Raw genomic sequence first — 25498 nt, 5'->3', positions numbered from 1 at the left:
TCCTGCGGTCTGTCCGGTCACCGCCTGACGGCGGGACAGGAGTGGCCTTCCCTGGCCGATTCCGCGTGTTACCGGGACCAAAGTCCCAAAGCGGGCGGGGTACGTCACGGCGGGTTGAGCCGAACGGGTGAGACTCGTGGGACTCCCGGGCGTGGCGGGGCGTTCGGGGCGGGCCTCGCCCGTGACAAGCGGAGCCCCGCCGGATCCTGACGGTCCGACGGGGCTTCGGGACTTCGGGCTTCCGGCCCGGGAAGGACTACGCCCACTCCCAGCGGATGCCGATGTGGCCCGGCTGCTGGTCCGGGGCGAGGACGTGGGCGCTCGCCGAGGCGCCGATCCAGAGCTGCTCGCGGCGGTGGTCGACGTCGGCGCCCGGCTCGCGGTCGTAGCGCTCGCAGTGCGCCGGGACGGCGGCCGGGTCGAAGTGCACCTGGAGCACGTACTCGCGCACCGGGGTGGCGAAGCGACGGCTGTACTCCGTGGTCGGGCCGCCGGGCGGGATCTCCACCTCGTACTCGAAGACCGTGCTGTCGCCGAGGCCGAGCGGGCGGTCCAGCATCAGCTCGGCGACGATCAGCCCGGCCTCCGGGCGGCGGCGCACCCGGCCCAGCCGGCCGTGCCGCACCGAGGTGATCTCCGGGCAGCCGGCGGCCTCCTCGTCGGCCATGTGCACCACCAGGCAGCGGCCGACGCCGCCGACCGTGGCGCGCACCACCTGGCGCATCCGCAGCAGGTTGCCGCGGCGCTCGGCGTCCACGTAGTAGGAGTCGTGGATGCTCAGCCGCTCCAGCTCGCCGGCCGGCGGGGCGTTCAGCTCGGCGAAGATGTCGGCGATCTGCTGTTCGCCCGGCCAGACGTCCTCCAGTCCGAGGTGGCAGGTGTTGGCCGCGGCGGCCCAGCGGCCGCGCGGGCGCGGCGGCCCGAGCAGCGAGGAGAGCGCGCTGTGCGGCAGGCCGAGCAGCTCCTCCAGCAGGTGGACGGCGCGCAGCGAGCTGGCCCGTTCGGGCTGGCTGCGGCCGCGCCGCCAGTAGCTGAGGGTCGTGACGCTGACCCGGACGCCGCGCCCGGCGAGGGCGGCGCGGATGCGGTCCAGGCTGAGGCCGCTGGCCTCGATGGCCAGGTGCAGGGTGTCCGCGAAGCCGCCGACCGGGGTGAGCCGGCTGGGCGCAGGGACGGGGGCGGCGGCGGGGGGCGGTCCCGGATGCTCCGTATGCGATCCGACCAGCCGCAGCCGCGCGGCGTCCTGAGGTTGCTGTGCGGCCATGCGGTGACCCTCCCCACCAGGTGAGTTCGGCGGGACCGGGTCGGCGCCGGGGCGCGCCGCCAGCGGCTTCACCGAGCTTTGGGGAACCCTATGCACGGTCGAGAGGCTACGTCATCAGTCGTGCGTATGACAGTGGTCACGGCAGGTGGACCGAAGGGTTAGCGATCTTGAAACAGTCCGGAAACACGGGCCGCCGCTCCGGGCCCGCGCACCCCTGCGGCGGGCCGGGACGGACACCGCCGGGGCGGGCCATGACGGCGGCCGCCCCGGCGGGGGTTCGGTGGTGCTACCTGCCGGTGATCAGTTGACGTTCAGCGCGACGTCGTCGATCACGAAGCTGGTCTGCAGCGAGGAGTCCTCGGTGCCGGTGAACTTGACGGTCACGGTCTGGCCGGCGAAGGAGGTCAGGTCCAGGGTGCGCTGGACGTAACCGGCGGCGGCGTTCGCGTTGGAGTAGGTCGCCAGCGTGGTGCTGTTGGCCTGGACGGTCAGCTTGTCGTACGCGGTGGTGCCGGTCTCCGCGGTGTCGATGTGCAGCCAGAAGGTCAGCTTGGCGGAGGTGCAGCCGGCCGGGATCGAGACGGTCTGCGACATGGTGTCGGTGTGGGCCGAGCCGTAGCCGTTCATCCAGGCCTTCCAGCTGCCCGAGTGGGCGGCCTGGGAGGAGCTGTTGTCGACCACGCCGCTGGAGGTGGTCCACGGGGAGGCGGTGCCGGTCTCGAAGCCGCCGTTGGTGATCAGCTGGGCGGCGGTGCAGCCGCCGGACGGCGGGGTGGTCCCGCCGCCGAGCAGGGCGGTGGTCAGCGCGTCGGCGACCGGGGAGCCCCAGCCGGTGACCTGGTCGTAGCCGGCCTTCGCGGAGAAGTCCTGGTTGGCGCCGGTGGTCACGTCGTGGAAGGTGCTGCCGTAGCCGCTGCTGTTCGCGACCGAGTACAGCCGCGGGCTCGCCTCGCCGAGGACCGGCTGCCCGACGGCCTTGGCCTTCTGGTTGAACTGGGCCGCGTAGCCGGACCAGAGCGGCGCGGCCGCGCTGGTGCCGCCGTAGACCTGCCAGGCGCCGGCCGTGTAGATCGCGAAGCCGCTGGCCGGGTCGGCGTTGGAGGAGACGTCCGGGACGGTGCGCATGGTGCCGCTGACGCCGGTGCCGGTCTGCCAGCTCGGCTTGGCGAACACGGTGGAGACGCCGCCGCCGGCAGTGCTCCAGGCGCTCTCCGAGGAGTAGGCGTTGCCGCCGGACACCTTGAGGTTGGTGCCGCCGACGCCGGTCTGGTGCGGGCTGGAGGCTGGGAAGTCGACCGCCTTGACGGAGGAGCCGCTGGTGGAGCGGGTGCAGTCGCGGGAGCCGTCGTCGCCGGAGGCGGAGAAGATCGAGATGCCCTGGGCGGCGGCCTGCTTGAAGGCGTTGTCGACCGCCGTCATCGAGGAGGCGGTGGTGTCCGGCTCGCAGGAGCCCCAGGAGATCGAGATCACCGAGACCCTGTTGTCGGTCACGATCTTGTTGGCCATGTCGATCTCGCCCTGGTCGCTGTTGGGCGCCTCGTAGACCAGCTGGGTGGCCTTGGGCGCCGCGCCGCGGACGATCTCGCTGTCCAGCTCGACCTCGCCCTGGCCCTGGCCGGGGGCGGAGTCGTAGTTGGCGCCGTCCACCGAGACGGTGGAGACGGCCGGGCCGGACAGGCCGTACTGGGAGTCGTAGGTGGTCAGGTTCGAGGACTGGTAGCCGTCGAACTCCCACAGCGCGACCGTGGTGCCGGTGCCGTCCGCGCCGGTCTTGTTGAGGTTGTACGCACCGGTGTACTGGGCCGGGGCCATGCCGCTCGGGGTGGCGCTCGCGGTGTTCGGGGTGACGGCCTTCGGCGTGGCCAGGCGGTTCTTGCGCACCGCGTGGTTGTCCAGGCCGCTGACGCCCTGGACCACGGCGGCGAGGTCGGAGGGGATCGAGGCGGCGGCGTCGTTGGCGAAGAAGGCGCGCTGGAGCTGCGGGTCCAGGTACGAGCTCTCGTGGGTGCCGAAGGCCTGGGAGACCTGGGCGGCGGTGCCGTGGGCGTTGACGACCTGGCGGTTGGCGCTCACGTCGGTGACGGTCAGGCCCTGCTGGGCCAGGTACGTCCTGACCTGGTCGACGGCGGCCTGGGTCGGGCCGAACCGCGCGGTGAACTGCTCCGGCGTCAGGTAGTGGCCGTACTCCGGGGTGCCCGGGGTGGCGACGGCGGTGAGGAAGCGGTCCAGGCCGTCGGCGTCGCGCAGCTTCAGGCTGACGGACACCGCGATCTGCTGCGCGGCCGGGACGTCGCCCTTCTTCTCCGAGTGGGCCACCGCCGGGTTCACGGTGTTCGGCAGGGCGACGCGCGGGGTGGCGTTGGGAGTGGCGGCCTGCGCGGTGGAGACACCGAGCGAGACGGCGGTCAGCGGCAGCACGGCTATCGCCGCGGCGAGGGCAAGGAAGCGGGGGCGCAACGGATCCTCCTCTGGCCGGCTGTGGGGGCCGGCAAGGGACCAGGCGTTCAGGGGGTCGAGAACGCTGGCTCGAACATGACAGAACCCGTGTGCGAAGTGGCTCATGATCGAGCAATTCGTTGCTAAAAAACAGTCAACTGTGGAAGGTGGGGAACTCGGCGGTTCCATACAGTGAATGACGGTGATTCCGGAGCCGGTCCGGGCCGGTTCGGGCTGCTGGGAGCGGGCGTGGAATCGGACCGAGCCGAGGGGGAGCGCTGACTGGCGCGCGGCAGGACCCGCGGGGCCGGCGGCCGCTGACCGGCGGGAAGGCTCGGCCGACGGGCCTGCGGCGGGCCGGAGTTGGGGCGAGGCGCCTCGGCGGGCCGGAATTGCGGCGAGGGGCCCTCGGCGGGCGGGCGCGCGGTGGACCGGGCGCCCGCCCCGGGGACGGTCAGGCCGGGGTGCCGAGCCAGTCGGTGAGGGCGGTGCGCAGTTCGCCCTGGCCCGGGTCGACGGCGGCCCAGGCGACGTAGCCGTCCGGGCGGATCAGCAGGACGGTGTCGCGCAGCTTGCCGTGCGGGTCGGCGGGGGCGGCGGAGACCATCCGGTCGGCCCAGGGTTCGGCGGCGGCCAGCTCGTCATTGCTGACCAGGACGAACTTCCCGGCGCGCAGCGCCTCGTAGAGCCGGTCGGGGCCGGCCGGGGCGCCCTCGGCGGGCTTGCTCAGCGCGGTCAGCCGCAGGTCCGGGACGCGCTTGCCCACCTGCGGGTGGCTGTCCTTGGGCGCGGGGTAGGAGATGCCGATGCCGGAGACCAGCCTGGCGCCGCGCTCGGTGACCGGGTCGAGGTGGCCGCCCAGCGCGGTGAGCGCCCCGCGCAGGACGCGGGTGGGGGCGGACTCGGCGAGCGCCAGCCGGATCAGCGCGCCGGAGGTGCGCAGCACCGTCTTGCCGACCGGGTGCCGCTCGGTCTGGTAGGTGTCCAGCAGGGCGTCGGTGGCGTGGCCCCGGACCGCCGCGGCGAGCTTCCAGGAGAGGTTGGCGGCGTCCTGGAGGCCGGTGTTCATGCCCTGGCCGCCGGCCGGGGAGTGGCAGTGCGCGGCGTCGCCGGCCAGGAAGACCCGGCCGGAGCGGTAGTTGGGGGCCTGCCGTTCGTCGCTGTGGAAGGTGGAGCTCCAGCGCACCTCGTGCAGGCCGTAGTCCTCGCCGAGGATGGCCCGGACGAGGGCGGTGAGCTGCTCGGCCGAGGGGGTGGTGCCGTCCGGGTACCGCTCCTCGCGGTCCCAGGCGATGACCCGGAACCAGCCGTCGCCGAACGGGGCGATGAAGGCGAAGCCGGCCTGGTTGGCGCCGACGGTGATCGCCTGGGCGGGCTCGCGGTCCAGCCGGACGTCGGCCAGCACCACCGAGTCGACGACCGACTCCCCGGGGAACGGGATGCCCAGCAGGTCGCGGACGGTGGAGTGGACGCCGTCGGTGGCGACCGCGTAGGCGGCGCGGTGGCTCTGCCCGTCGCGGGTCTCCAGGGTCACGCCCTCGGCGTCCTGGCGCAGTCCGGTGACCTCGGCGCCGCGCAGCACGGTGGCGCCGGCCTGCTCCGCGCGTTCCAGCAGCAGCCGTTCGACGTTGTACTGCGGGGTGATCAGGACGAACGGGAAGCGGGTGGGCAGCGAACCGAGGTCGATCCCGAAGCGGTCGAACATCCGCAGCTCGGAGAGCGGCCGGCCGGTGGCGATCAGTTCCTCCGCCAGGCCCCGGGCGTCCAGCAGCTCCAGGCTGCGGGCGTGCACGGCGAAGGCCCGGGTGAGGTTGGACTCGGCGGCCCGCTTCTCCAGTACGGTGACGCCGACTCCGGCGGCGGCGAGATCGCCGGCCAGCAGCAGTCCGGTCGGTCCGGCGCCGACGATCAGGACGTCGGTTTCGCTCGTCGGCTTCACGGCCATGTATCAGCTCCCGTTGTTCGGAGGGCGGTCGTACGCCGTTCCCGGCGTTCTCCCAGCCTCCATCATCGCGGGCGCCGTCGGGGCCGTGAACCGCCGGGCCCCGGCGGTGGGTGACCGCCGGGGCCCGGGAGGTGCCGCCACGGGGCTCAGGAGTGCCGGCGGATCTCCACCGTGCGGAACCGGTTGGCGACGAACGCGCCGTCGCAGTAGGCCGAGTTGGCGGCCGGGTTGGCGCCGGTGCCGTGCAGGTCGGAGAAGGCGGCGGTCTGGTTGGGGTAGACCCCGCCGGTCAGGTTGAGCGAGAGCGAGACGCCGGAGTCCAGGGCGGCCTCGACCAGCAGCGCCTCCACCTCGGGCGAGGTGGTGTAGCCGGAGGCCGTCATGGCGCCCTTCTCGCGGACCGTGGTGCGCAGCAACTCGACCGCGGCGGGGGTGGATTCGACGGCGACGGCGAAGGAGACCGGGCCGAAGCACTCGCTGCGGAAGAGCGCGCGGTCGTCCGGCTTGTCGGCGTCCAGCCTGACCAGCGCGGGAGTGCGGACGGTCGCGCCGGGGAAGTCCGGCGAGGTCACCGCGCGGGGGGCGAGGGCGAGTTCGCCGTACTCGCCGCCTGCGGCGGCGGCCGAGCGCTGGAGCACCCCGGGGTTGACCACGGCGCCGAGGATCGCCGCGGCGCGGGTGTCGTCGGAGAGCAGGCCCTCGATGGCGCCGGCCAGGTCGTTGACCACCTGGTCGTAGGACTTGTCGCCCTGGTCGGTGGCGATGCCGCCGCGCGGGATCAGCACGTTCTGCGGGGTGGTGCACATCTGGCCGCTGTAGAGGGACAGCGCGAAGGCGAGGTTGCCCAGCATGCCCTTGTAGTCGTCGGTGGAGTCGATCACCACCGTGTTGACGCCGGCCTTCTCGGTGTACACCTGCGCCTGCTTGGCGTGCTCCTCGAGCCAGTCGCCGAAGGCGGTGGAGCCGGTGTAGTCGATCAGCTTGATCTCGGGGCGGACCGCGAGGGTCGCGGCGACGGTGCCGCCGTCGTGCTCGGCGGCCAGGCAGACCAGGTTGGGGTCGAAGCCGGCCTCGGCGAGCACCTCGCGGGCGATCCGTACCGTCAGCGCGAGCGGCAGCACGGCCCTCGGGTGCGGCTTGACCAGCACCGGGTTGCCGGTGGCCAGCGAGGCGAACAGGCCCGGGTAGCCGTTCCAGGTGGGGAAGGTGTTGCAGCCGATCAGCAGCGCGAGGCCGCGCGGGACGACGGTGAAGTCCTTGGTCATCACCAGCGGGTCGCGCTTGCCCTGCGGCTTGGTCCAGCCGGCCTGCCGGGGCAGCCGGGTCTGCTCGGCGTACGCGTAGGTGACGGCCTCCAGCCCGCGGTCCTGGGCGTGCGGGCCGCCGGCCTGGAAGGCCATGCCGTAGGCCTGGCCGGTGGTGTGCATGACGGCCTGGGCGAACTCGTGGGAGCGGGCGTTGATCCGGTGCAGGATCTCCAGGCAGACGGCGGCGCGCTCCAGCGGGGTGGCGGCGGCCCAGCCGGGGCGGGCGGCGGTGAGCGCGGCGATCAGCGCGTCCGGGCCGGCGTGCGGGTAGGTGATGCCGAGCTCGACGCCGTACGGGGAGGCCTCGCCGCCGACCTGGTCGCCGTCGGTGGGGTGGCCGTCGAGGGTGAAGGGCTTGCCGAGCAGGGCGTCGAAGGCGGCCTTGCCGTCCGCCGGCCCGCTCTCGCCGTACGCCTTCGGGAACTCGGGGTAGGGCGACCAGTAGTCGCGCTTGGCGGCGGCGGCGAGCGCGGCGTCCAGGGTGGCCTGGTGGCGCTCGACCAGCTCGCTGACGAGGGGGTGGGTGACCGCTGCGGACATCTTGTGCGCTCCTGGGAGGGCCTCGAAAAGCAGGACGGGACACGTCACAGGGTAACCGAACGATCGGTCGGCTCAAGAGGGTGTGGCGAGGGGAATCCGGGGAGACGGAACGGGGGCGCGTCCGGGTCGGACGCGCCCCCGCGGGCTCGGGTGGTCCGGGGTTACGGCACGCCCAGTTCGAAGATCACGTACCCGGCGTACCAGCCGGAGGCGATGGCGCCGGTGCCCAGGACGGTGGCCAGCACCGGCAGGCTCAGCTTGCGCATTCCCACCGCCAGCGCGATGAACAGCGGGAACGCGGGCAGCAGGTAGCGGGAGACGTTGCCGAAGATGCCGAGGCTGCCGAGCACCGAGACGATCGTCGCCACCGTGTAGGCGGTCAGCACCAGCGGCGGGCGCAGCCGGACCAGCAGCACGATCAGCATCGGCAGGCTGAGCACGATCAGGGTGGCGAACAGGTCCGGCAGCGGGAAGGCGAAGGGGTAGTCGCTGCGGCCCAGCAGGACCCCGCGGATCGCGTGCCAGGTGCCCTGTCCCCAGTCGAAGTAGTGCAGCCAGGCGTCGTGCTGGAGCCGGAAGTAGCCGTCCCACTCGCCCGTCCGCCAGCCCACCCAGCCGACGTAGCCGAGCAGGCCGAGCGGGGCCAGCAGCATCGCGGCCAGCGGGCGCAGGACACCGCTCTCCCGGCGGTACAGCTCGACCAGCGCGGCCAGGCCGACGGCGCCTATCAGCGCCGCCGAGGTCGGCCGGTTGAGCCCGGCGACCAGGGTGACCACCCCGGCCGCGATCCACTGCTTGGTCATCACGCAGTAGCAGGCCCAGGCGGCCAGCGCGACGAAGAGGGAGTCCGAGTAGACGGCCCACTCGGCGCCGGAACCCGGGGCGATCGCCCAGATGCCGGCCGCGATCACGCCCGAGCGCACGTCGCCGGTCAGCTTCTCCACCACGGCGTAGATGCCGGCCGCGGCGAACAGCGAGGCCACCACCGAGACCAGCATCCCGGCGCCGTACAGGCCGAGGCCGGTGACGTCCGAGGTCAGCCGCATCAGGCCCGGGTAGAGCGGGAAGAAGGCGGCCGAGTTCTGCTCGATGCTGAAGCCGACCGGGCCGTTCGGGATCGGGACGAGTGCCGGGTGGTAGCCGTACTGGGCCACCTGCTGGTACCACCAGCCGTCCCAGCTGGCCACCACGTCCCAGGGGTTGGCGCCGCCTCCGAACCGGGCCGGCTTCTTGGCGTACTCCCCGGCGAAGGACAGCAGCTTCATGAAGACGGTGAAGCCCACCAGCTTCAGCACGGCGTAGCACCACACGGCCGGTCCGAACCGGACCACCAGGGCGCGGCCGCGCTCCTGCCAGGTGCGTGAGGTCCCCTCCGGATCCTCGCTGCGCTGCTCTGGCACGTCGGAGGCGACTGCCGGTATTGCGTTCATCAGCCGTGGACCCCAGTGCTCTGGACGTGGACGGATCGTCCGGAGATTCTAGGGCCTGCCCCCGCCCGGCACCCCTGGTTGGTCCGGACCAGTCGGACCCGACCGCGTACCGCCGCGTACGGCCGGGGATACTCGGAGGATGGCCGATCACACCACGCGCACCGCCTACACCGTGGAGTCACTGCTCGCGGTGACCGTCGACGTCTTCAACGAGCGCGGCTACGACGGCACCTCCATGGAGGACCTGTCCCGGGCGGCCGGGATCTCCAAGTCCTCCATCTACCACCACGTGCGCGGCAAGGAGGAGTTGCTGCGGCTGGCGGTCGGGCGGGCGCTGGACGGGCTGTTCGGGATCCTGGCCGAGCCGGCCGCGGTCGAGGGCCCGGCGGTGGAGCGGCTGGAGCACGTGGTGCGGCGAACCGCCGAGGTGCTGCTGGACGAGCTGCCGTACGTGACGCTGCTGCTGCGGGTGCGCGGCAACACGGCCACCGAGCAGTGGGCGCTGGAGCGCCGGCGGGACTTCGACCACCAGGTCGCCGAGCTGCTGCGGGCGGCGGTCGCGGACGGGGCGCTGCGCGCGGACGTGGAGCCGCGGCTGGCCACCAGGCTGCTGTTCGGGATGATCAACTCGATCGTGGAGTGGTACCGGCCGGGGCTCAAGGCCGCCGACGGGGTCGCGGACGCGGTCGTCCACCTGGCCTTCGACGGGCTGCGGGCGCGCTGAGCCGGCTCTAGAGCGGCGGCACCTGGTCCGTCTCCTCGAAGACCAGCATCGTCCGGGTGCCGAGCACCTGGGGGATGGACTGGATGCTGCCCAGCACCAGCTCCCGCAGCGCCTGGTTGTCGGCGGTGTGCACCAGCAGCAGGACGTCGAAGTCCCCGCCGACCAGCGCGATGTGCGCCACCCCGGGCAGCGCCAGCAGCTGCTCGCGCACCGTCCGCCAGGAGTTCTGGACGATTTTCAGGGTGACGTACGCGGACGCGGTCTGGCCCGCCCGTTCGTGGTCCACCCTGGCAGTGAAGCCGCGGATGACACCGTCCTCGACCATCCTGGAGATCCGGGCGTACGCGTTCGCCCGGGACACGTGCACCCGCTCGGCCACCGAGCGGATGGAGGCGCGACCGTCCTGCTGCAGCAGCCGCAGGATCGACCGGTCGACCCGGTCGAGTCTGGACATCTGTTCAGCCGACATGACCCCCCACCCCCACCGATTGGACGCACTGCCACCAGTCGACCGCCGAACGGGCCGAATGTCCACCACCTTGTCACGCTTCTGGTCAAGATGAACAGACGACCGAACAATCGGTAGGGAGCCCCCGCCACCCCTGGAGGTGCCCCGAGATGACCGTTCTCGACCACAGACACCACACGGGCGTGCCCGGTTGGATGCCCGGGGCCACCGCCCCGCGCACCGACCCGGCACCCCTCCTCCCGGACCCCTCCCCGGTCCGGACGTTCGGCACCCCCGCGCTGGAGAAGTACGATCCGTCCCTGCTGCGCGAGCTGTACCGCCGCCTGGTCGTCGGCCGCCGGTACAACCAGCAGGCCACCACCCTGACCAAGCAGGGCAGACTCGCCGTCTACCCGGCGTCCACCGGCCAGGAGGCCTGCCAGGTCGCCGCCGCGCTGGTGCTCGACGAGCACGACTGGCTCTTCCCCAGCTACCGCGACACCCTCGCGGTGGTCTCCCGGGGCGTCGACCCGCTGGAGGCGCTGACCCTGCTGCGCGGCAGCGCCCACACCGGCTACGACCCGCGGGCCAGCCGCACCGCCCCGCTCTGCACCCCGCTCGCCACCCAGGCCCCGCACGCCGTCGGGCTGGCGCACGCCGCCCGGCTGCGCGGCGAGCCGGTGGTCGCGCTGGCGATGCTCGGCGACGGCGGCACCAGCGAGGGCGACTTCCACGAGGCGCTGAACTTCGCGGCCGTGCTGAGCGCCCCGGTGGTCTTCCTGGTGCAGAACAACGGCTACGCGATCTCCGTCCCGCTCAGCGCCCAGTCCGCCGCCCCGAGCCTGGCCCACAAGGCCGTCGGCTACGGCATGCCGGGCCGGCTGGTGGACGGCAACGACGCGCCCGCCGTGCACTCGGTGCTCACCGAGGCGGTCGAGCGGGCCCGGGCCGGCGAGGGCCCGACCCTGGTCGAGGCGCTGACCTACCGGATCGACGCCCACACCAACGCCGACGACGCCACCCGCTACCGCACCGAACCCGAGGTGGCCGCCTGGCGCGAGCACGACCCGATCCTGCTGATGGAGCGGGCGCTGCGCGGACTCGGCGTGCTGGACGACGGGCTGGTGCGGGACGCGGCCGAGGAGGCGGAGGCGCTGGCCGCCCGGATGCGGGCCGAGTTCCACGCCGACCCGGACCTGGACCCGATGTCGCTGTTCGCCCACGTCTTCGCCGAGCCGACCCCGCAACTGCGGGAGCAGGCCGCCCAGTTGGCCGCCGAGCTGGCCGCCGAGGCGGAGGTGGCGGACCGGTGAGCCCCGCAGTTCTGTCGAACACCGCCTCCATGGCGCAGGCGCTCAACTCCGCGCTGCGGGACGCGATGCGCGAGGACCCGTCGGTGCACGTGCTGGGCGAGGACGTCGGCGCGCTCGGCGGTGTCTTCCGGATCACCGACGGGCTCACCGCCGAGTTCGGCCCGGAGCGCTGCCTGGACACCCCGCTGGCCGAGGCGGGCATCCTCGGCACCGCGATCGGCATGGCGATGTACGGGCTGCGCCCGGTGGTCGAGATGCAGTTCGACGCCTTCGCCTACCCGGCGCTGGAGCAGCTGTTCTCGCACGTCGCCAAGATGCGCAACCGCACGGCGGGCCGGCTCCCGCTGCCGATCACCGTCCGCATCCCGTACGGCGGCGGCATCGGCGGCGTCGAGCACCACAGCGACGCCTCCGAGGCGTACTACACCAGCACCCCCGGCCTGCACGTGGTCACCCCGGGGACGGTGGCCGACGCGTACGGGCTGCTGCGCGCCTCGATCGCCTCCGACGACCCGGTGGTCTTCCTGGAGCCCAAGCGGCTCTACTGGGGCAAGGCCGACTTCGACCCGGCGGCGCCGGTCGAGCCGATCGGCCGGGCGGTGCTGCGGCGCACCGGCACCTCCGCCGTGCTGATCACCTACGGCCCGTCGCTGCCGGTCTGCCTGCAGGCGGCGGAGGCGGCGCGGGCCGAGGGCTGGGACCTCGCGGTGCTGGACCTGCGCACCCTGGTGCCGTTCGACGACGAGACGGTCTGCCGGGTGGTGCGCTCGCTCGGCCGGGCCGTGGTGGTGCACGAGGCGAGCGGTTTCGGCGGCACCGGCGCGGAGATCGCGGCCCGGGTCACCGAGCGCTGCTTCCACCACCTGGCCGCGCCCGTGCTGCGGGTCACCGGCTTCGACGTCCCGTACCCGCCGCCGATGCTGGAGCACCACCACCTGCCCGGGGTGGACCGGATCCTGGACGCGGTCGCCCGGCTCCAGTGGGAGGACCGAGGATGATGCCCGTCGTGCGGGAGTTCCGGCTGCCCGACCTCGGTGAGGGACTCACCGGGGCGGAGGTGGTGCGCTGGATGGTCGAGGTCGGCGAGGTGATCGCGGTCGACCAACCGGTGGTGGAGGTGGAGACCGCCAAGGCCGTGGTGGAGGTGCCCTGCCCGTACGGCGGGGTGGTCACCGCGCGGTACGGCGAGGAGGGCGAGGAGATCGCCGTCGGCGCTCCGCTGGTGACGGTCGCGGTGGCGCCGGCGGAGGGGAGCACCGAGCAGGCTCCGGCCGAGCCGGGCGTCGTGACCGCCGAGGTGGAGCGGCCGCTGGTCGGGTTCGGGGTCGCCGAACCGGGCCGGGGCGGGCGGCGTCGCCGGGTCGGGGTGCCGGCCTCGGCTGCGGCTGCGGAGCCGGCCTCGGCGGGGGCCGGTGCGGTTGGCGGTGCCGTGGCCGTGCAGGCTCCGACGGTGCCGGCTCCGGCGGTGGTGCCGGTGATCTCGCCGCTGGTGCGGCGGCTGGCCCGGGAGCAGGGGGTCGACCTGTCCTCGCTCACCGGGAGCGGGCCGGACGGGCTGATCATGCGCGCGGACGTCGAACGGGCGGTCGCGGCCAAGGTGGCGGCTCCGGCGCCCGCCGGGCCCGCCGGGCAGGACGGTGTCGTCCCGCTGCGCGGGCTGCGCAGGGCGGTGGCCGAGAAGCTGAGCCGCAGCCACCGGGAGATCCCGGCGGCGACCTGCTGGGTGGATGCGGACGCCACCGAACTCATGGCCCTGCGAAGGCAGTTGAACGCGACGCCGGGGCCGAAGGTGAGCGTGCTGGCGCTGCTGGCGCGGATCTGTACGGTCGCGCTGGCCCGCTTCCCCGAGCTCAACTCCTCGGTGACCGAGGACGGTTCGGGAATCGTCCGGCACGCGTCGGTGCACCTGGGCTTCGCCGCGCAGGGCGAGCGCGGGCTGGTCGTCCCGGTGGTGCGGGACGCGCAGAGCCGTAGCACCGAACAACTCGGCGAGGAGCTGGGCCGGTTGACCGAGGCGGCGCGCAGCGGTGCGCTCACTCCGGCCGAACTGACCGGCGGCACCTTCACATTGAACAACTACGGCGTGTTCGGCGTGGACGGATCCACCCCGATCCTCAACCACCCGGAGGCGGCGATGCTCGGGGTCGGCCGGATCGTCGCCAAACCCTGGGTCCACCAGGGGGAGTTGGCGGTGCGCGAGGTGACCCAGCTGTCCTTTACCTTCGACCACCGGGTCTGCGACGGCGGGACGGCCGGCGGTTTCCTGCGGTTCGTCGCGGACTGCGTGGAGCAGCCGGGGATGCTGCTGCGGCAGCTCTGAGCCCGGCCGTCGACCCGCGGGGCCATGGTCGCCCTGGGTGCGCGGAGAGGCGCCCAGGGCGACCGCGGCCGGGGAGAGTAGCGCGTTCCGGGCCCGGCTGTCAGGGCTTCGCGTGATTCGTCGGACGGGCGGTCCGGCCGTGCCACGCTGCCCTGGCGCCAACAGGGACAAGCCAGGTGGTGGCGCAGCCGGCCGGAGGCGAAACGATTCACTTGGGTACTCGAAACGTAGCGGTGAAGTCCCGCGGGACAGTCCTGGTCCGCACCGGGCACGGCTCGGCGGGGGTCACCTCCGTCCCGGGCCTGTCGACGGCCGCACCCGAGGCGGACGCGCCGACGGCGGTGCTGCCTCCGGTGGCGTCGGTGCCCCCGGTGCTCCTGGCGTCGCTGCTGGAGCCGGTCCGTCCGGTGATCCCGGCCCGGCCGACCCAGCCGCCGACCGTCCCGGTCCACTCGCCCGTCCCCGCTCCCGTTCCTCTCCCCGGCCATGCCTTCCGCCCGCCGTTCGCGGACACGCCCGGCCGCAACTGGGCCGGCCCGGGCGACCGGTGGAGCGAGGCCTGGGGCGTGCGGACCCCGGTCGGGCAGCTCCCGGCGACGCCCCCGTCCGCCGCGCTGCCGACCGCCCGGCCGGGTCGGGCCGTCGAGCAGGCGCCGCTCACCGCCCGGGAGGTCGAGCTGGTCCGGGCCGGCGTCGCCGCTCTGCAGCCGGTCGCGGACCGGGCCACCGCGCACTTCTACGCGCTGCTCTTCCTGCGCCACCCCGAGCTCCGCGCGCTCTTCCCCGCCGCCATGGACGTCCACCGCGACCGGCTGTTCCGCACCCTGCTGGCCGTCGTGCGCGAGCTGGACCGGCCGGCGGCCCTGCGCGCCACGCTGGCCGAACTCGGCCGCGGCCAACGCCGGTACGGCCCGCCGGCCGGCCACTGCGCCGCGGTGGAGGAGTGCCTGGTGCGGACGCTGGCCCGGTACGCGGCCGGCTGCTGGGACGCCGAGGCCGAGTCGGCCTGGCTCCGCGCCTGCCGGATGATCTCCTCGGTCATGATCGAGGCCGCCGAGGAGGACGCCCGCACCTCGCCGCCCTGGTGGCAGGGCGAGATCGTCCGGCACGAGCGCCGGACCCGGGACGTCGCGGCGATCACCGTCCGCCCGGACCAGGCGTACCCGTTCCGGGCCGGGCAGTACGCCGCCCTGGAGACGCCCTGGTGGCCGCGGGTCTGGCGGCACTACTCCTTCGCCGGGGCGCCCCGCCCGGACGGGCTGCTCACCTTCCACGTCAAGGCCGTCCAGGCGGGCTGGGTGAGCAACGCGCTGGTCCACCGGGCCGTGCCGGGGGACGTGCTGCGGCTGGGCCCGGCGGCCGGCTCGATGACCGTCGACCACGCCGCCGGCCCCGACCTGCTCTGCCTGGGCGGCGGTACCGGCATCGCGCCGATCCGCGCCCTGGTCGAGGAGGCCGTCGCATACGGTGCGTCCGGCCGCCGGGTCGAGGTGTTCTACGGGGCCCGCCGGGCCGAGGAGCTCTACGAGCTGGACGGGCTGCGCGAACTGGCCCTTCGGCACCCGTGGCTGACGGTCCGTCCGGTGCTGTCCGGTGTCGCCCTCGGTCCGACCGGGGGCCTGCTGACGGGTGAACTGCCCGAGGTGGTGGGCCGGTTCGGCCCGTGGGGCGGCCGCGAGGCGGTGCTCAGCGGGCCGCCCGCGATGGTGCGCCGGGGCGTGGGCGTGCTGTTGCGCGCCGGGCTGCCGGCCGGGCGGATCCGGCACGACCCGGTCGGCGAGCCGGCCGTCGGCTGATCACCCGAGGTCGGGGGCGAGGAGCGCGCGGATGCCCTCGATGTTGGCCGCCAGGTACGCCCGCAGCCGGGGCGGGACAAGGTTGACCGACGTGACCCCCTCGCGCGTGAACGGCAGCCGGACCACCTCGTACTCGCCGTTGGGGTCGGTCACCTCGGGTCCGTGCCGCCGGCTGAGGTCCATCGAGGCGAGCCGGCAGACGAAGAAGTGCTGCACCTTGACGCCGTGCGGGTGCGGCGGGGTGCCGTCGTCATGGTCGGTGTGGCTGATGGTGTCGACGAAGGCGGGCACCACGTCCACGACCTTGCCGCCGAGCTCCTCGTCCACCTCGCGGTGCAGCGCCTCGACCACCGTGCGGTCCTCGCGCTCGACGCCGCCGCCGGGGGTGATCCAGTACGGGTGCGGCGCGCCCGGCCGGACCCGCCGGATCAGCACGATCGAGGCCGGACCGTACGGATCGTCCGGATCCAGTTCCAGCAGGATCGCCCGCGCGGTGCGCTTCACGACCGGGCGCGGCGACGGGGTGTGCTTCGGCGGCGGTGTGTGCTTCTCGGGGCCCATGGCGACCTCCGGGGCTGGCGCGTTGTGCGTGAGTCTCCCGCGCCGGGGAGCGGGCGAAACCAGGGGAACGGGGCGAAACGCGCCGGGATCGGGTCGAAACGCCGATCCGGGCAGGTGCATCCGTTCGGGGGTCCGCTGTGCTGCAATGAGCAGCCATCGGGCAAATGGGAGGTTTCGTTCCGCGTGCCCGCTCTGGGCACGGACCTGCACGAGGGACTCGGGCTGCTGGGGGTCGGGTGACATGGATCGGATCGCACAACAGTTCGAGATCACGCGGGAGGCCGTGCCACAGCGGCCGGCGGCGGAGCGCGGACCCACCCTGATCGGTTCCGTCCGGCGGGCGCTGCGGCTGCTGGAGGCCGTCGGGGACTTCCGGCAGGGCGCCACCGCCAAGCAGCTGGCCCGCGCCGCCGAGCTGCCCCTCGGCACCGCCTACCACCTGCTGCGCACCCTGGCCCACGAGGGCTACTTGCGGCGCTCCGAAGGGCGCTTCTTCCACGGCGAAAAAGCGCTCGACGGCATCGCCGGCCCCCGCGCCCGGTCCGGCGATCCCGACCTCCGGGCCCGGATGCAGTGCTTACGGGACGAACTCGGCGCCGCCGTCTACTTCGCGCTCTACCGGGACGGCGAGGTCCAGGTGGTGGACGTGGCCGAGGACCCGAACCGCCCCGCCGTCGAGCCCTGGGCCGACTTCCGGGCCACCGCCCACGCCCATGCCATCGGCCAGTGCCTGCTCGGCCAGCTGCCCGAGGAGGCCCGCCGTGACCACCTCGCCCGCCACCCGCCGGCCGGGCTCACCCCGTCCACCCTCACCGGCGAGAGCGCCGTGCTGCGCCGGCTCGCCTCGCTGCGGCCGACCATGCCCGTGCTGGAGCGGCAGGAGTACGCGCTCGGCACGGTCTGCGCGGCGGTCCCGATCACCATCGGCCCGGTGGTCGCCACCATGGCCCTGTCGCTGCCGGTCGAACAGGCCGACCGATTGGGTCCGGCGGCCCGTCAACTTCGCTGCGGTGTGGGGGCGATGAGCCCGACATTCATCTTCTGACGCCACTTGGTCTGGACCTGCTGCGGCTCGTTCACCATTTGAAAAAGCACGCCTTGTCCACTACATCCCCAAACGGGGACGATGATGATCGAACGTGGATTGGTTGCATAAACCGTCACAAAAACCGTCGAAAGGATGTCCGGCCGCCATCGGACCAGGGACCGACGGCGCGGGCAGAACGAGAGGTACCGGCGCCATGCAGCACAGCACAGTCCAGGGTCACCTGGTGATGAACCTCGTGGTCTCGCACGAGCTCTCCTTCCGTCTCCCGGTGGACCTGGCGTACGAGGCCGACGACCCGTACGCCGTCCGGCTCACCTTTCACCTGCCCGGCGACGCCCCGGTCACCTGGTACTTCGCGAGGGAGCTGCTGCTCGACGGGATCAGCGGACCGGCCGGCGAGGGCGACGTGCACGTCCGCCCGGTCGGCGAGGAGCTCTCGGAGGTCTCCATCGTGCTGCGCTCCCCCGACGGCGACGCCCTTCTGCGGGCCCCGTCCGCGCCGCTGATCGCCTTCCTGGCGCGCACCGACCGGCTGGTGCCGATGGGGCAGGAGTTCTCCGGGCGGGACATCGACGCCCAGCTCGCGGACCTGCTCAGAGGGCGTGAGAACGCGGGTTGAACGCTGCGCGGGAACGTCGAAGGGGCCCGTGCCCGGTGGAACACCCGGGTGCGGGCCCCTTCCTGTCGTCCTCACGACACCGGTCAGTCGTCGTCCAGGGCCAGGTGCAGACCCCACGCGACCAGGCTGATGATCAGTGAACCCACCAGCGCGGCACCGAAGTTGACCACGTGGAAGTCCAGGTTCAGCTTCCCGGAGGCCCAGGAGGTGAGCATCAGCATCAGGGCGTTGATCACGAAAGTGATCAGGCCCAGCGTGAGGATGAACAGCGGGAACGAGAACAGCTTGACCACCGGCTTGATCAGCCAGTTCACCACGCCGAAGACGACGGCGACGCCGAGCACCGTCAGCGTCTTGTGCTGCCAGTCGGCGTCCCCCTGGGCGAGTCGGATGCCGCTGACGATCCAGGCGGCGACCCAAATGGCCGCCGCGTTGATCAGTGTCTTGATGACGAAACCCTTCATGCCGCCCAAGCCTGACAGGGACCACGGTCCCGGCGGAACCACCGGACGGCGGGGTGATGTTGAATGCCCCTGGTCCGCGAGGTGGACGGACGGCTCCGAGGACGAGGGAGGACGGCGGCGGTGAAGCTCTTCCGGCTGGACGAACTGGACGCCGAACGGGCGGCCAACGACGGTGCCTACCTGCGGTTCCTGCGCGAACCCCGGATGTCCGCCGGGCTGTACGCGCTCGCCCCCGGCGACACCGACACCCAGACCGCGCACGACCAGGACGAGATCTACCAGGTGATCAGCGGCCGGGCCGAGCTGACCGTCGGCGCCGAGACCGCGACGGTCGGGCGCGGCACCGTGGTGTACGTGCCGGCCGGCACCCCGCACCGGTTCCACCACGTCACCGAGGAACTGCGGGTCCTGGTGGTCTTCTCCCCGCCCGAGGACTGAGGACTCCGGCGCTCGCCGAGAACCCCGGCGGTTAGGGTCGCGTCATGAGCACCAAGACGCTGACCGAAGAACTCTGGGCGGCCATCGAGCCGGTGTACGCCGAGATCCTCGCCCACCCCTTCCTGGCCGGGCTCACCGACGGCACCCTGCCGCGCGAGGCCTTCCGCCACTTCGTCGTCCAGGACTCGCACTACCTGCGCGACTACGCCCGCGCCCTCGCCGTCTGCGCCGCCAAGGCACCCGGCGAGGAGGACGTCCGGGCCTTCGCCGACGACGCGGTCGGCGCGCTGGCCGCCGAGCAGGGCATGCACGCCGAGTTCCTCACCGCCTTCGGCGGCAGCGCCGAGCAGGCCGCCGCCGAGCCGGTGCTGCCCACCACCCGGGCGTACACCAGCTACCTGCTGGCCACCGTCTACGGCGGCTCCTTCGCCGAGGCGGTCGGCGCGGTGCTGCCCTGCTACTGGATCTACGCCCGGGTCGGCGAGACGCTGCTCGCCCAGGGTTCGCCCGAACCGCTGTATGCCAAGTGGATCGCCACCTACGGGGACGAGGCCTTCCAGGCGGTGGTCCGCCGGGTGCTGGCGCTCACCGACCGGCTGGGCGAGGAGCTGTCCGCGGCCGAACGCCGCAAGGTGGTCGAGCACTTCGTGACCACCTCGCGCTACGAGTGGATGTTCTGGGACGCCGCCTGGCGCGGTGAGCGCTGGCCGGTCTGAACGGCACGGGAGCCCCGTCGTCCCGGCCGTCCGGGGTGGGTCGGGCCGCGGGCCGGGCGGGTTCTCGGGGGTCACCCGGGGGTTCGGGCTCGGGGTGATCTCGGGGTTCTCTCCGGGCCGTCGGGCCTCGTTCCGGCACTCGCGCCACCGTACGATCGGAGTACGAAAGCAAGCGGGATGCGGCACCGGACGGCGGCCGACCCGAGGGGAGAAGAGGAACCGACATGGCTGAGCTCTGGAAGTCGCTGCCCTCCTGGGTGCGCAACATCGTCATCCCGGTGCTGGTCCTGGTGCTGGCCTGGAACATCGTCGCCTTCGTGTTCGGCGTCGTCGGCGCACTGCTCTCGATCGTGATCAAGCTGCTGGTGGTGGTCGGCATCGCGGCCGCCGTGGTGGTCCTGGTGAAGAAGGCCGCCAAGAGCTGACCGTTCGCCCCGTACCGCCGCCCTGAGGCCCGGCCCCCCGCGAGACGGGGGAGCCGGGCCTCGGCCGTTTCCCGCATATCGCGGGGGTCCGATCCCCCGGGGAGGCCGGCCGGCCCGGCCGTTGCGCTCTGGACCTGCGGCGATCGGCTCGCTACGGTGTTGGGCGTCGTGTGCAGGCAACACCGCCTGCGACGCGGGAGCTCGGAGCACCGGGCTGAGAGGACGCTGACCGGGACGTCGACGGACGGACCGACGGCTGCGTCGACCGCAGGAACCTGACCGGGTAATGCCGGCGTAGGGAGTAGAGGTCAGATGACCACGTTCGAAGCACAGCCGCAGTCTGCCCAGGGCGCCCCCAGCAGCGAGCGCACCGGCTACCCGACTCCGGCCTGGCGCAAGGCGTACCGCGAGGGATCGCGCCCCGACCTGCGCGTCCCGTACCGCGAGGTGCGGCTCACCAACGGCAAGTCCGTCCCGCTGTACGACACCTCCGGTCCGTACACCGACCCGTCCTACGAGCCCGACGTGCGGCGCGGCCTGCCCGCGCTGCGGGACGCCTGGATCCGCCAGCGCGGCGACGTCGAGGAGTACGACGGCCGCGAGTCGCGCCCCGAGGACGACGGGATCAAGCACACCTCGCCGCGCGGCGGGAACCTGCGCAACCTGGACGCCGTCTTCCCCGGCCGTCCGCGCCGCCCGCTGCGCGCCCGCGGTGGCGCAGCCGTCACCCAACTCGCCTACGCCAAGCGGGGCGTGGTGACGCCGGAGATGGAGTTCACGGCGCTGCGCGAGGGCCTGGCACCCGAGTTCGTGCGCGCCGAGGTGGCCCGCGGCCGGGCCGTCATCCCGGTCAACGTGAACCACCCGGAGGTGGAGCCGGCGATCATCGGCACCAACTTCCTGGTGAAGATCAACGCCAACATCGGTAACTCGGCCGTCACCTCCTCGATCGAGGAGGAGGTGGAGAAGATGACCTGGGCCACCCGCTGGGGCGCCGACACCGTCATGGACCTCTCCACCGGCCGCAACATCCACACCACCCGTGAGTGGATCCTGCGCAACTCGCCGGTGCCGATCGGCACCGTGCCGCTCTACCAGGCGCTGGAGAAGGTGGACGGCAAGGCCGAGGAGCTGAGCTGGGAGGTCTACCGGGACACCATCGTCGAGCAGTGCGAGCAGGGCGTCGACTACATGACCGTCCACGCCGGCGTGCTGCTGCGCTACGTCCCGCTCACCGCCCGCCGCAAGACCGGCATCGTCTCCCGCGGCGGCTCGATCATGGCGGCCTGGTGCCTGGCCCACCACCAGGAGAACTTCCTCTACACCAACTTCGAGGAGCTCTGCGACATCCTCGCCTCCTACGATGTCACCTTCTCCCTGGGTGACGGTCTGCGGCCCGGCTCGATCGCGGACGCCAACGACGAGGCGCAGTTCGCCGAGCTGCAGACCCTCGGCGAACTCGGCCGGATCGCCCGCGAGCGGGACGTCCAGGTGATGATCGAGGGCCCGGGGCACGTCCCGATGAACAAGATCAGGGAGAACATGGATCTCCAGAAGGAGATCTGCGACGAGGCGCCGTTCTACACCCTCGGCCCCCTCACCACGGACGTCGCGCCCGGCTACGACCACATCACCTCGGGCATCGGCGCCGCGATGATCGCCTGGTGGGGCACCGCGATGCTCTGCTACGTGACTCCCAAGGAGCACCTGGGCCTGCCCAACCGCGACGACGTCAAGACCGGCGTGATCACCTACAAGATCGCCGCCCACGCCGCCGACCTCGCCAAGGGCCACCCCGGGGCCCAGGCCTGGGACGACGCCCTCTCCGACGCCCGCTTCGAGTTCCGCTGGGAGGACCAGTTCAACCTGGCCCTCGACCCGGAGACCGCCCGCGAGTTCCACGACGAGACCCTCCCCGCCGAGCCCGCCAAGACCGCCCACTTCTGCTCGATGTGCGGTCCGAAGTTCTGCTCGATGAAGATCTCCCAGAAGATCCGCGACGAGCACGGCGCCGGATCCACCGCCGTGAACACCGAGTTCGACGCCGAGGCCCTGGCCGGCATGGCCGAGAAGTCGGCCGAGTTCGCCGCCCAGGGCAACCGGGTGTACCTCCCGCTCGCCGACTGACGCAGGACATCTGACACCGAGCGCCGCCCCGGGAGCTTCCGCTTCTCGGGGCGGCGCTTCGTTGCCGGCGCGTAGTATTACGTAGTAGGGGTAATACGGGATACCAAGAGGAGCCGGAGATGCGACTCAACAGCAAAGGTCAGGTCACGATCCCTGCAGAACTTCGACAGAAGTGCGGTCTCCGCCCCGGGGACGAGGTGGACGTGATCGAGGAGGACGGCGTTTTGCGGATAGTGCGCCGGATCGGGACGGGCACTCGGGGCCAGCGACTGGCGCGGCGGATGAGAGGAACCGCTGCGGGCGGCATGTCGACCGACGAGATCATGGGGCTGTTGCGTGGCGAGTAGCCGGTTGAGGCTTGTGGAACAGGAGCGGACTCAGCCGGTGACCCTGGTCGACTCGTGCGTGCTGCTGGACCTCATGACGAACGACCCCACCTGGGCCGACTGGTCCGAAGTCGAGCTCGCCAAGGCCCAGGACGAGGGACAGGTGGTGATCAACCCGATCGTCTACGCCGAGGTCTCAGTGGCCTACGCGGCGATCGAGGAACTCGACGCGGTCCTCCCCGCTGAGGCCTTCGCCCGAGAGCCGCTCCCGTACGAGGCCGGGTTCCTGGCCGGCAAGGCCTTCCTGCAGTACCGCAAACGTGGAGGTCAGAAAACCGCTCCGCTTCCGGACTTCTACATAGGCGCGCACGCGGCTGTCCGGAACCACCGCCTGCTCACTCGGGATGCCACGCGCTACCGCACCTACTTCCCGACCCTTCAGTTGATCTGCCCTTGACGGCTGTTCGGCTCATGGCGGTTTTGCTCAAGTCCTGCTCGATGAAGATCTCCCAGAAGATCCGCGACGAGCACGGCGCCCGATCCACCGCCATGAACACCGAGTTCGACGCCTCGGTGCATTGCCGAGTCTTTGCATCTCACTTGGGTCACGCGCGGGTTGGTATCACCGTGAATGCCGGAAACGCGCAGGTCGGGCGCCGATAGGGTGCGGCGTCCCCATCAGCTACCTTGCGCACATCAGAGGATTTCATGACCACCCCGCAGACCCCCCAGGCCCCGTCGTCCCCCGAGGCGGTTGCCGCGGCTCCGTCCCCGTACGCCGAGGCCGCGCAGGCGCCGGCGCCCGCGCCCACGAAGAGCAAGCGCAAGAAGGTGCTCTCCGTGCTCGGCACGCTCGTGGTGATCGTCATCGTGGCGATCGTCAAGGTCGCCGTCCTCGACGCGGCCGACGGGCCGGTGCGCGCCAAGGTCGGCGACTGCGTGCAGGTCACCGGGAGCGAGAACCACCCGAAGGTCGACACGGTCGGCTGCGGTGACAGCAAGGCCACCCACACGGTGTCGAAGGTCGTCGACGACACCTTCGACGTGAACGCCTGCGGCGGCGACTTCGACGCGCTCGCCCAGCAGATGGACAGCGAGAAGTTCGTGCTCTGCCTGACCCCGAAGAAGTGACCTGACGCCGAGAGGCCCGCCCGGGGTCGCCCCGGGCGGGCCTCCCGGAGCGGGTCGTCGAAAAAAGTTTCGCGGGGAGCGATGAGTTCTCGGCGCCGTCCCGGTCTACCCCTGTGCAAGCGATCACCCGACACGCAGGAGACAGCGAGATGACCGAGAACCTGGGCGAGCTGACCATCACCCGCGAGCTGCCCGGCACCCCGGCGGACGCGTTCGAGGCGTACTTCGAGCCGGAGCGGTTCGTCCGCTTCTGGGGTCCGGTCGGTACCCACGTGCCGCTGGAGAGCGTGACCGTCGAGGCCAGGGTGGGCGGTCGCTACGACAGCACCATGGTGGTCGACGAGACCGGCGAGCAGTACCCGGTGAAGGCGGAGATCGCCGAGTTCCGGGCCGGCGAGTCCTTCACGATGGTGGAGGAGGGCTCGGGCATGCGCTCCACGCTCACCTTCACCGAGCTCGCTGGGGGCCGCACCCAGGTGGTGCTGCACCAGACCGAGGTGCCGGAGATGTTCCGCGGCCCGGAGGCCGAGGCGGGGCTCAACTCCAGCTTCGACCGGCTGGTCGAGCACCTCGCCGGCCGGAACTGACCGGCGGGCAGGGCGTTTCGGTGCCGTCCCGGTCCACCCCCGTGGGTCCGGGACGGCACCCGTTCAGGCGGTGGCGTCCTGCGGGTACCAGCGGAGCTCGACCGTGTTGCCGTCTGGGTCCCGGACGTAGACGGAGGTGGCGGTGCCGCGGGCGCCGAAGCGGGGGACCGGGCCTTCGAGGACGTCGAAGGTGCCCGCGTCGATGACCTCCTGCCAGTCGAGGGGCTCGACCGTGAGGCAGATGTGGTCGACGTTGGACGCGTGCCGGGGGCCGTGGACCAGGTCGATGATCGTCTCGGGGGTGATCCGGACGGACGGGAACGACACCTGTCCGGCCCGCCACTCGTCGACCCGCACGGGGGCCAGGCCGAGGAGGCCGGAGTAGAAGGCCAGCGAACGCTCGACGTCGGCGACGTTCAGGACGAGGTGGTCGAAGGCTACGACGCGCATGGGTGACCGGCTCCGCTCGGGTGCGACTGCTGGGGACGGGTTCCACGATCCTCCGGGCCGCACGCGTGATCAATGCCGGATCGCCGTACGATCGTTGAGCCGGATTCAACGATCGAGGGGCGGGGCCGGGATGCTGGAACGGCTGGAGGCCGAGGTCTTCCTCGCGCTCGCCGAGGAGCTGCACTTCGGTCGGACGGCCGAGCGGCTGCACCTGACCACCGGACGGGTCAGCCAGGTGGTGCGGAAGCTGGAGCGCAGGATCGGCGGCAAGCTGTTCGACCGCACCAGCCGCTCGGTCCGACTCACCGCGGTGGGACGGCAGTTGGCCGACGACCTGGTCCCGCTGGTGGCGGCGATGGAGGCGGCGCTGCGCCGGGCGGAGGACGCCGGCCGGGGCGTCACCGGGGAGCTCCGGGTGGCGTTCCTCGGCGAGTGGACGGCGCCGGTGCTGCTCAGGGCGGTCGCGCTGTTCGGCGAGCGGCACCCGGAGTGCCGGGTGGACGTGCGCGAGGTGCAGCTCGCCAACTCCCGTTCGAGCCTGGAGGACGGCTCGGTCGACGTCCTGATCGCCTCCTACCCGTTCGACGGCATGGCCCGCGGCCCGGTGTTGCTGACCGAGCGGCGGGTCCTCGCGGTGGCCGCCGGGCATCCGCTGGCCGCGGAGCGGTCGGTGTCGCTCGAAGTGCTGGGCGACCACCCGGTGGTGCAGTACCCGGCCGTCACCTCGGCGGCCTTCAAGCGCGACCGCACGCCCGAGCGCACTCCGTCCGGCCGTCCGGTGCCCAAGGGGCCGTCCGGCGCGACCTTCTCCGAGCTGCTGAGCCTGGTGGCGCTGGGCCGCGGCGTCCTCCCGGTCGGCGAGCACTCCCGCCGCTACTATCCGCGCCCGGACGTCGCGTACGTGCCGATCCACGACGCGCCGCCGATCGAGCGCGGCCCGGTCTGGCTGGAGAGCAACACCACCGCCCGGGTCCGTGCCTTCGTCCGGGCGGCGGCGGACGTGGTCCCGGAGGCGACCGCCGAGGCGGCGCCGCTGTGCGTGGTGGCGGCGACGGACTGACCGGAAGGCTCCCGGGGAAGCGG

26 protein-coding genes are annotated in these 25498 nt (G+C 72.5%); 17 read left to right on the top strand and 9 right to left on the bottom strand.

Annotated features, from left to right (window positions below; genetic code table 11):
* Positions 1-256: 256 nt before the first annotated feature.
* The 5 genes from ACWDBE_RS12940 to ACWDBE_RS12920 all read right to left on the bottom strand — a co-directional run bounded on the left by ACWDBE_RS12940 (position 257) and on the right by ACWDBE_RS12920 (position 8922).
* Complete coding sequence (locus tag ACWDBE_RS12940; protein WP_449807958.1) at positions 257-1264, bottom strand: XRE family transcriptional regulator; 1008 nt, start codon at positions 1262-1264, stop codon at positions 257-259.
* 300 nt (positions 1265-1564) lie between these two features.
* On the bottom strand, positions 1565-3721 hold the full coding sequence (locus tag ACWDBE_RS12935) for a protease pro-enzyme activation domain-containing protein (RefSeq protein WP_449807957.1): 2157 nt from the start codon (positions 3719-3721) through the stop codon (positions 1565-1567).
* A 433-nt stretch (positions 3722-4154) separates the two neighbouring features.
* Complete coding sequence (locus ACWDBE_RS12930; protein WP_449807956.1) at positions 4155-5645, bottom strand: FAD-dependent monooxygenase; 1491 nt, start codon at positions 5643-5645, stop codon at positions 4155-4157.
* A gap of 146 nt (positions 5646-5791) precedes the next feature.
* A complete protein-coding gene (gene paaN, locus ACWDBE_RS12925; protein WP_449807955.1) occupies positions 5792-7492 on the bottom strand; it encodes a phenylacetic acid degradation protein PaaN in 1701 nt (566 codons plus the stop codon).
* A gap of 161 nt (positions 7493-7653) precedes the next feature.
* The gene (locus ACWDBE_RS12920) at positions 7654-8922 is read right to left on the bottom strand and encodes a hypothetical protein (protein WP_449807954.1); all 1269 of its coding nucleotides are present in this window, start codon (positions 8920-8922) and stop codon (positions 7654-7656) included.
* 139 nt (positions 8923-9061) lie between these two features.
* Between ACWDBE_RS12920 and ACWDBE_RS12915 the strand changes: the two genes are divergently transcribed.
* Positions 9062-9646, top strand: a complete 585-nt coding sequence (locus ACWDBE_RS12915) for a TetR/AcrR family transcriptional regulator (protein ID WP_359823956.1) — start codon at positions 9062-9064, stop codon at positions 9644-9646.
* A 7-nt stretch (positions 9647-9653) separates the two neighbouring features.
* Here ACWDBE_RS12915 and ACWDBE_RS12910 read toward each other — a convergent pair whose 3' ends face one another.
* Positions 9654-10100, bottom strand: a complete 447-nt coding sequence (locus ACWDBE_RS12910) for an Lrp/AsnC family transcriptional regulator (RefSeq protein ID WP_449787918.1) — start codon at positions 10098-10100, stop codon at positions 9654-9656.
* Positions 10101-10264: 164 nt separating this feature from the next.
* Between ACWDBE_RS12910 and pdhA the strand changes: the two genes are divergently transcribed.
* The 4 genes from pdhA to ACWDBE_RS12890 all read left to right on the top strand — a co-directional run bounded on the left by pdhA (position 10265) and on the right by ACWDBE_RS12890 (position 15523).
* Positions 10265-11407 (top strand): pyruvate dehydrogenase (acetyl-transferring) E1 component subunit alpha, encoded by a 1143-nt coding sequence (pdhA, locus tag ACWDBE_RS12905; protein WP_449807953.1) that lies wholly within the window; start codon positions 10265-10267, stop codon positions 11405-11407.
* Positions 11408-11436: 29 nt separating this feature from the next.
* Positions 11437-12405 (top strand): alpha-ketoacid dehydrogenase subunit beta, encoded by a 969-nt coding sequence (locus tag ACWDBE_RS12900; protein WP_392881923.1) that lies wholly within the window; start codon positions 11437-11439, stop codon positions 12403-12405.
* Entirely contained in the window at positions 12405-13727 is a 1323-nt protein-coding gene (locus tag ACWDBE_RS12895) for a dihydrolipoamide acetyltransferase family protein (protein WP_449807980.1), read from the top strand. The genes ACWDBE_RS12900 and ACWDBE_RS12895 overlap by 1 nt, the downstream gene beginning before the upstream one ends.
* Before the next feature lie 233 nt (positions 13728-13960).
* A complete protein-coding gene (locus tag ACWDBE_RS12890; RefSeq protein WP_449807952.1) occupies positions 13961-15523 on the top strand; it encodes a globin domain-containing protein in 1563 nt (520 codons plus the stop codon).
* On the opposite strand, the gene ACWDBE_RS12885 is transcribed toward ACWDBE_RS12890, so the two are convergent.
* Complete coding sequence (locus ACWDBE_RS12885; RefSeq protein ID WP_449787921.1) at positions 15524-16084, bottom strand: NUDIX domain-containing protein; 561 nt, start codon at positions 16082-16084, stop codon at positions 15524-15526. It lies immediately after the preceding gene.
* A 241-nt stretch (positions 16085-16325) separates the two neighbouring features.
* Between ACWDBE_RS12885 and ACWDBE_RS12880 the strand changes: the two genes are divergently transcribed.
* Both ACWDBE_RS12880 and ACWDBE_RS12875 read left to right on the top strand, forming a co-directional pair.
* Positions 16326-17129 carry an IclR family transcriptional regulator gene (locus tag ACWDBE_RS12880; protein WP_449787922.1) on the top strand — a complete coding sequence of 268 codons (804 nt, stop codon included), beginning with the start codon at positions 16326-16328 and terminating at the stop codon, positions 17127-17129.
* A gap of 196 nt (positions 17130-17325) precedes the next feature.
* Positions 17326-17751 carry an SsgA family sporulation/cell division regulator gene (locus ACWDBE_RS12875; RefSeq protein WP_449787923.1) on the top strand — a complete coding sequence of 142 codons (426 nt, stop codon included), beginning with the start codon at positions 17326-17328 and terminating at the stop codon, positions 17749-17751.
* Positions 17752-17834: 83 nt separating this feature from the next.
* Here the strand turns inward: ACWDBE_RS12875 and ACWDBE_RS12870 are convergent, their stop codons facing one another.
* Positions 17835-18215, bottom strand: coding sequence for a phage holin family protein (locus tag ACWDBE_RS12870; protein ID WP_449787924.1), 381 nt, complete (start codon positions 18213-18215; stop codon positions 17835-17837).
* 120 nt (positions 18216-18335) lie between these two features.
* Here ACWDBE_RS12870 and ACWDBE_RS12865 point away from each other — a divergent pair, with 120 nt between their 5' ends.
* From ACWDBE_RS12865 to ACWDBE_RS12825, 9 genes are all read left to right on the top strand, one after another.
* Positions 18336-18653 carry a cupin domain-containing protein gene (locus ACWDBE_RS12865; protein ID WP_392881927.1) on the top strand — a complete coding sequence of 106 codons (318 nt, stop codon included), beginning with the start codon at positions 18336-18338 and terminating at the stop codon, positions 18651-18653.
* Positions 18654-18697: 44 nt separating this feature from the next.
* Positions 18698-19369 (top strand): thiaminase II, encoded by a 672-nt coding sequence (gene tenA, locus ACWDBE_RS12860; protein ID WP_449807951.1) that lies wholly within the window; start codon positions 18698-18700, stop codon positions 19367-19369.
* 224 nt (positions 19370-19593) lie between these two features.
* On the top strand, positions 19594-19794 hold the full coding sequence (locus ACWDBE_RS12855) for a DUF5326 family protein (protein WP_049653234.1): 201 nt from the start codon (positions 19594-19596) through the stop codon (positions 19792-19794).
* A gap of 312 nt (positions 19795-20106) precedes the next feature.
* The gene (gene thiC, locus ACWDBE_RS12850) at positions 20107-21921 is read left to right on the top strand and encodes a phosphomethylpyrimidine synthase ThiC (RefSeq protein WP_449787925.1); all 1815 of its coding nucleotides are present in this window, start codon (positions 20107-20109) and stop codon (positions 21919-21921) included.
* A 119-nt stretch (positions 21922-22040) separates the two neighbouring features.
* Positions 22041-22268: an AbrB/MazE/SpoVT family DNA-binding domain-containing protein gene (locus ACWDBE_RS12845; RefSeq protein ID WP_449787926.1), complete on the top strand. Its 228-nt coding sequence runs from the start codon at positions 22041-22043 to the stop codon at positions 22266-22268.
* A 37-nt stretch (positions 22269-22305) separates the two neighbouring features.
* Entirely contained in the window at positions 22306-22704 is a 399-nt protein-coding gene (locus tag ACWDBE_RS12840) for a type II toxin-antitoxin system VapC family toxin (protein WP_449787927.1), read from the top strand.
* Positions 22705-22745: 41 nt separating this feature from the next.
* On the top strand, positions 22746-22910 hold the full coding sequence (locus ACWDBE_RS12835; protein WP_449807950.1) for a hypothetical protein: 165 nt from the start codon (positions 22746-22748) through the stop codon (positions 22908-22910).
* 45 nt (positions 22911-22955) lie between these two features.
* Positions 22956-23378, top strand: a complete 423-nt coding sequence (locus ACWDBE_RS12830; RefSeq protein ID WP_449787928.1) for an LppU/SCO3897 family protein — start codon at positions 22956-22958, stop codon at positions 23376-23378.
* Between the two features lie 149 nt (positions 23379-23527).
* Positions 23528-23965: an SRPBCC family protein gene (locus ACWDBE_RS12825; protein WP_449787929.1), complete on the top strand. Its 438-nt coding sequence runs from the start codon at positions 23528-23530 to the stop codon at positions 23963-23965.
* Between the two features lie 63 nt (positions 23966-24028).
* Here ACWDBE_RS12825 and ACWDBE_RS12820 read toward each other — a convergent pair whose 3' ends face one another.
* Positions 24029-24415, bottom strand: coding sequence for a VOC family protein (locus ACWDBE_RS12820; protein WP_449787930.1), 387 nt, complete (start codon positions 24413-24415; stop codon positions 24029-24031).
* A gap of 130 nt (positions 24416-24545) precedes the next feature.
* Between ACWDBE_RS12820 and ACWDBE_RS12815 the strand changes: the two genes are divergently transcribed.
* Positions 24546-25475, top strand: coding sequence for a LysR family transcriptional regulator (locus ACWDBE_RS12815; RefSeq protein WP_449787931.1), 930 nt, complete (start codon positions 24546-24548; stop codon positions 25473-25475).
* The last annotated feature ends 23 nt before the right edge of the window (positions 25476-25498 follow it).

It is taken from the genome of Kitasatospora sp. NPDC001132 (assembly GCF_053598415.1).
This window is presented reverse-complemented; position numbering and strand designations above follow the sequence as displayed.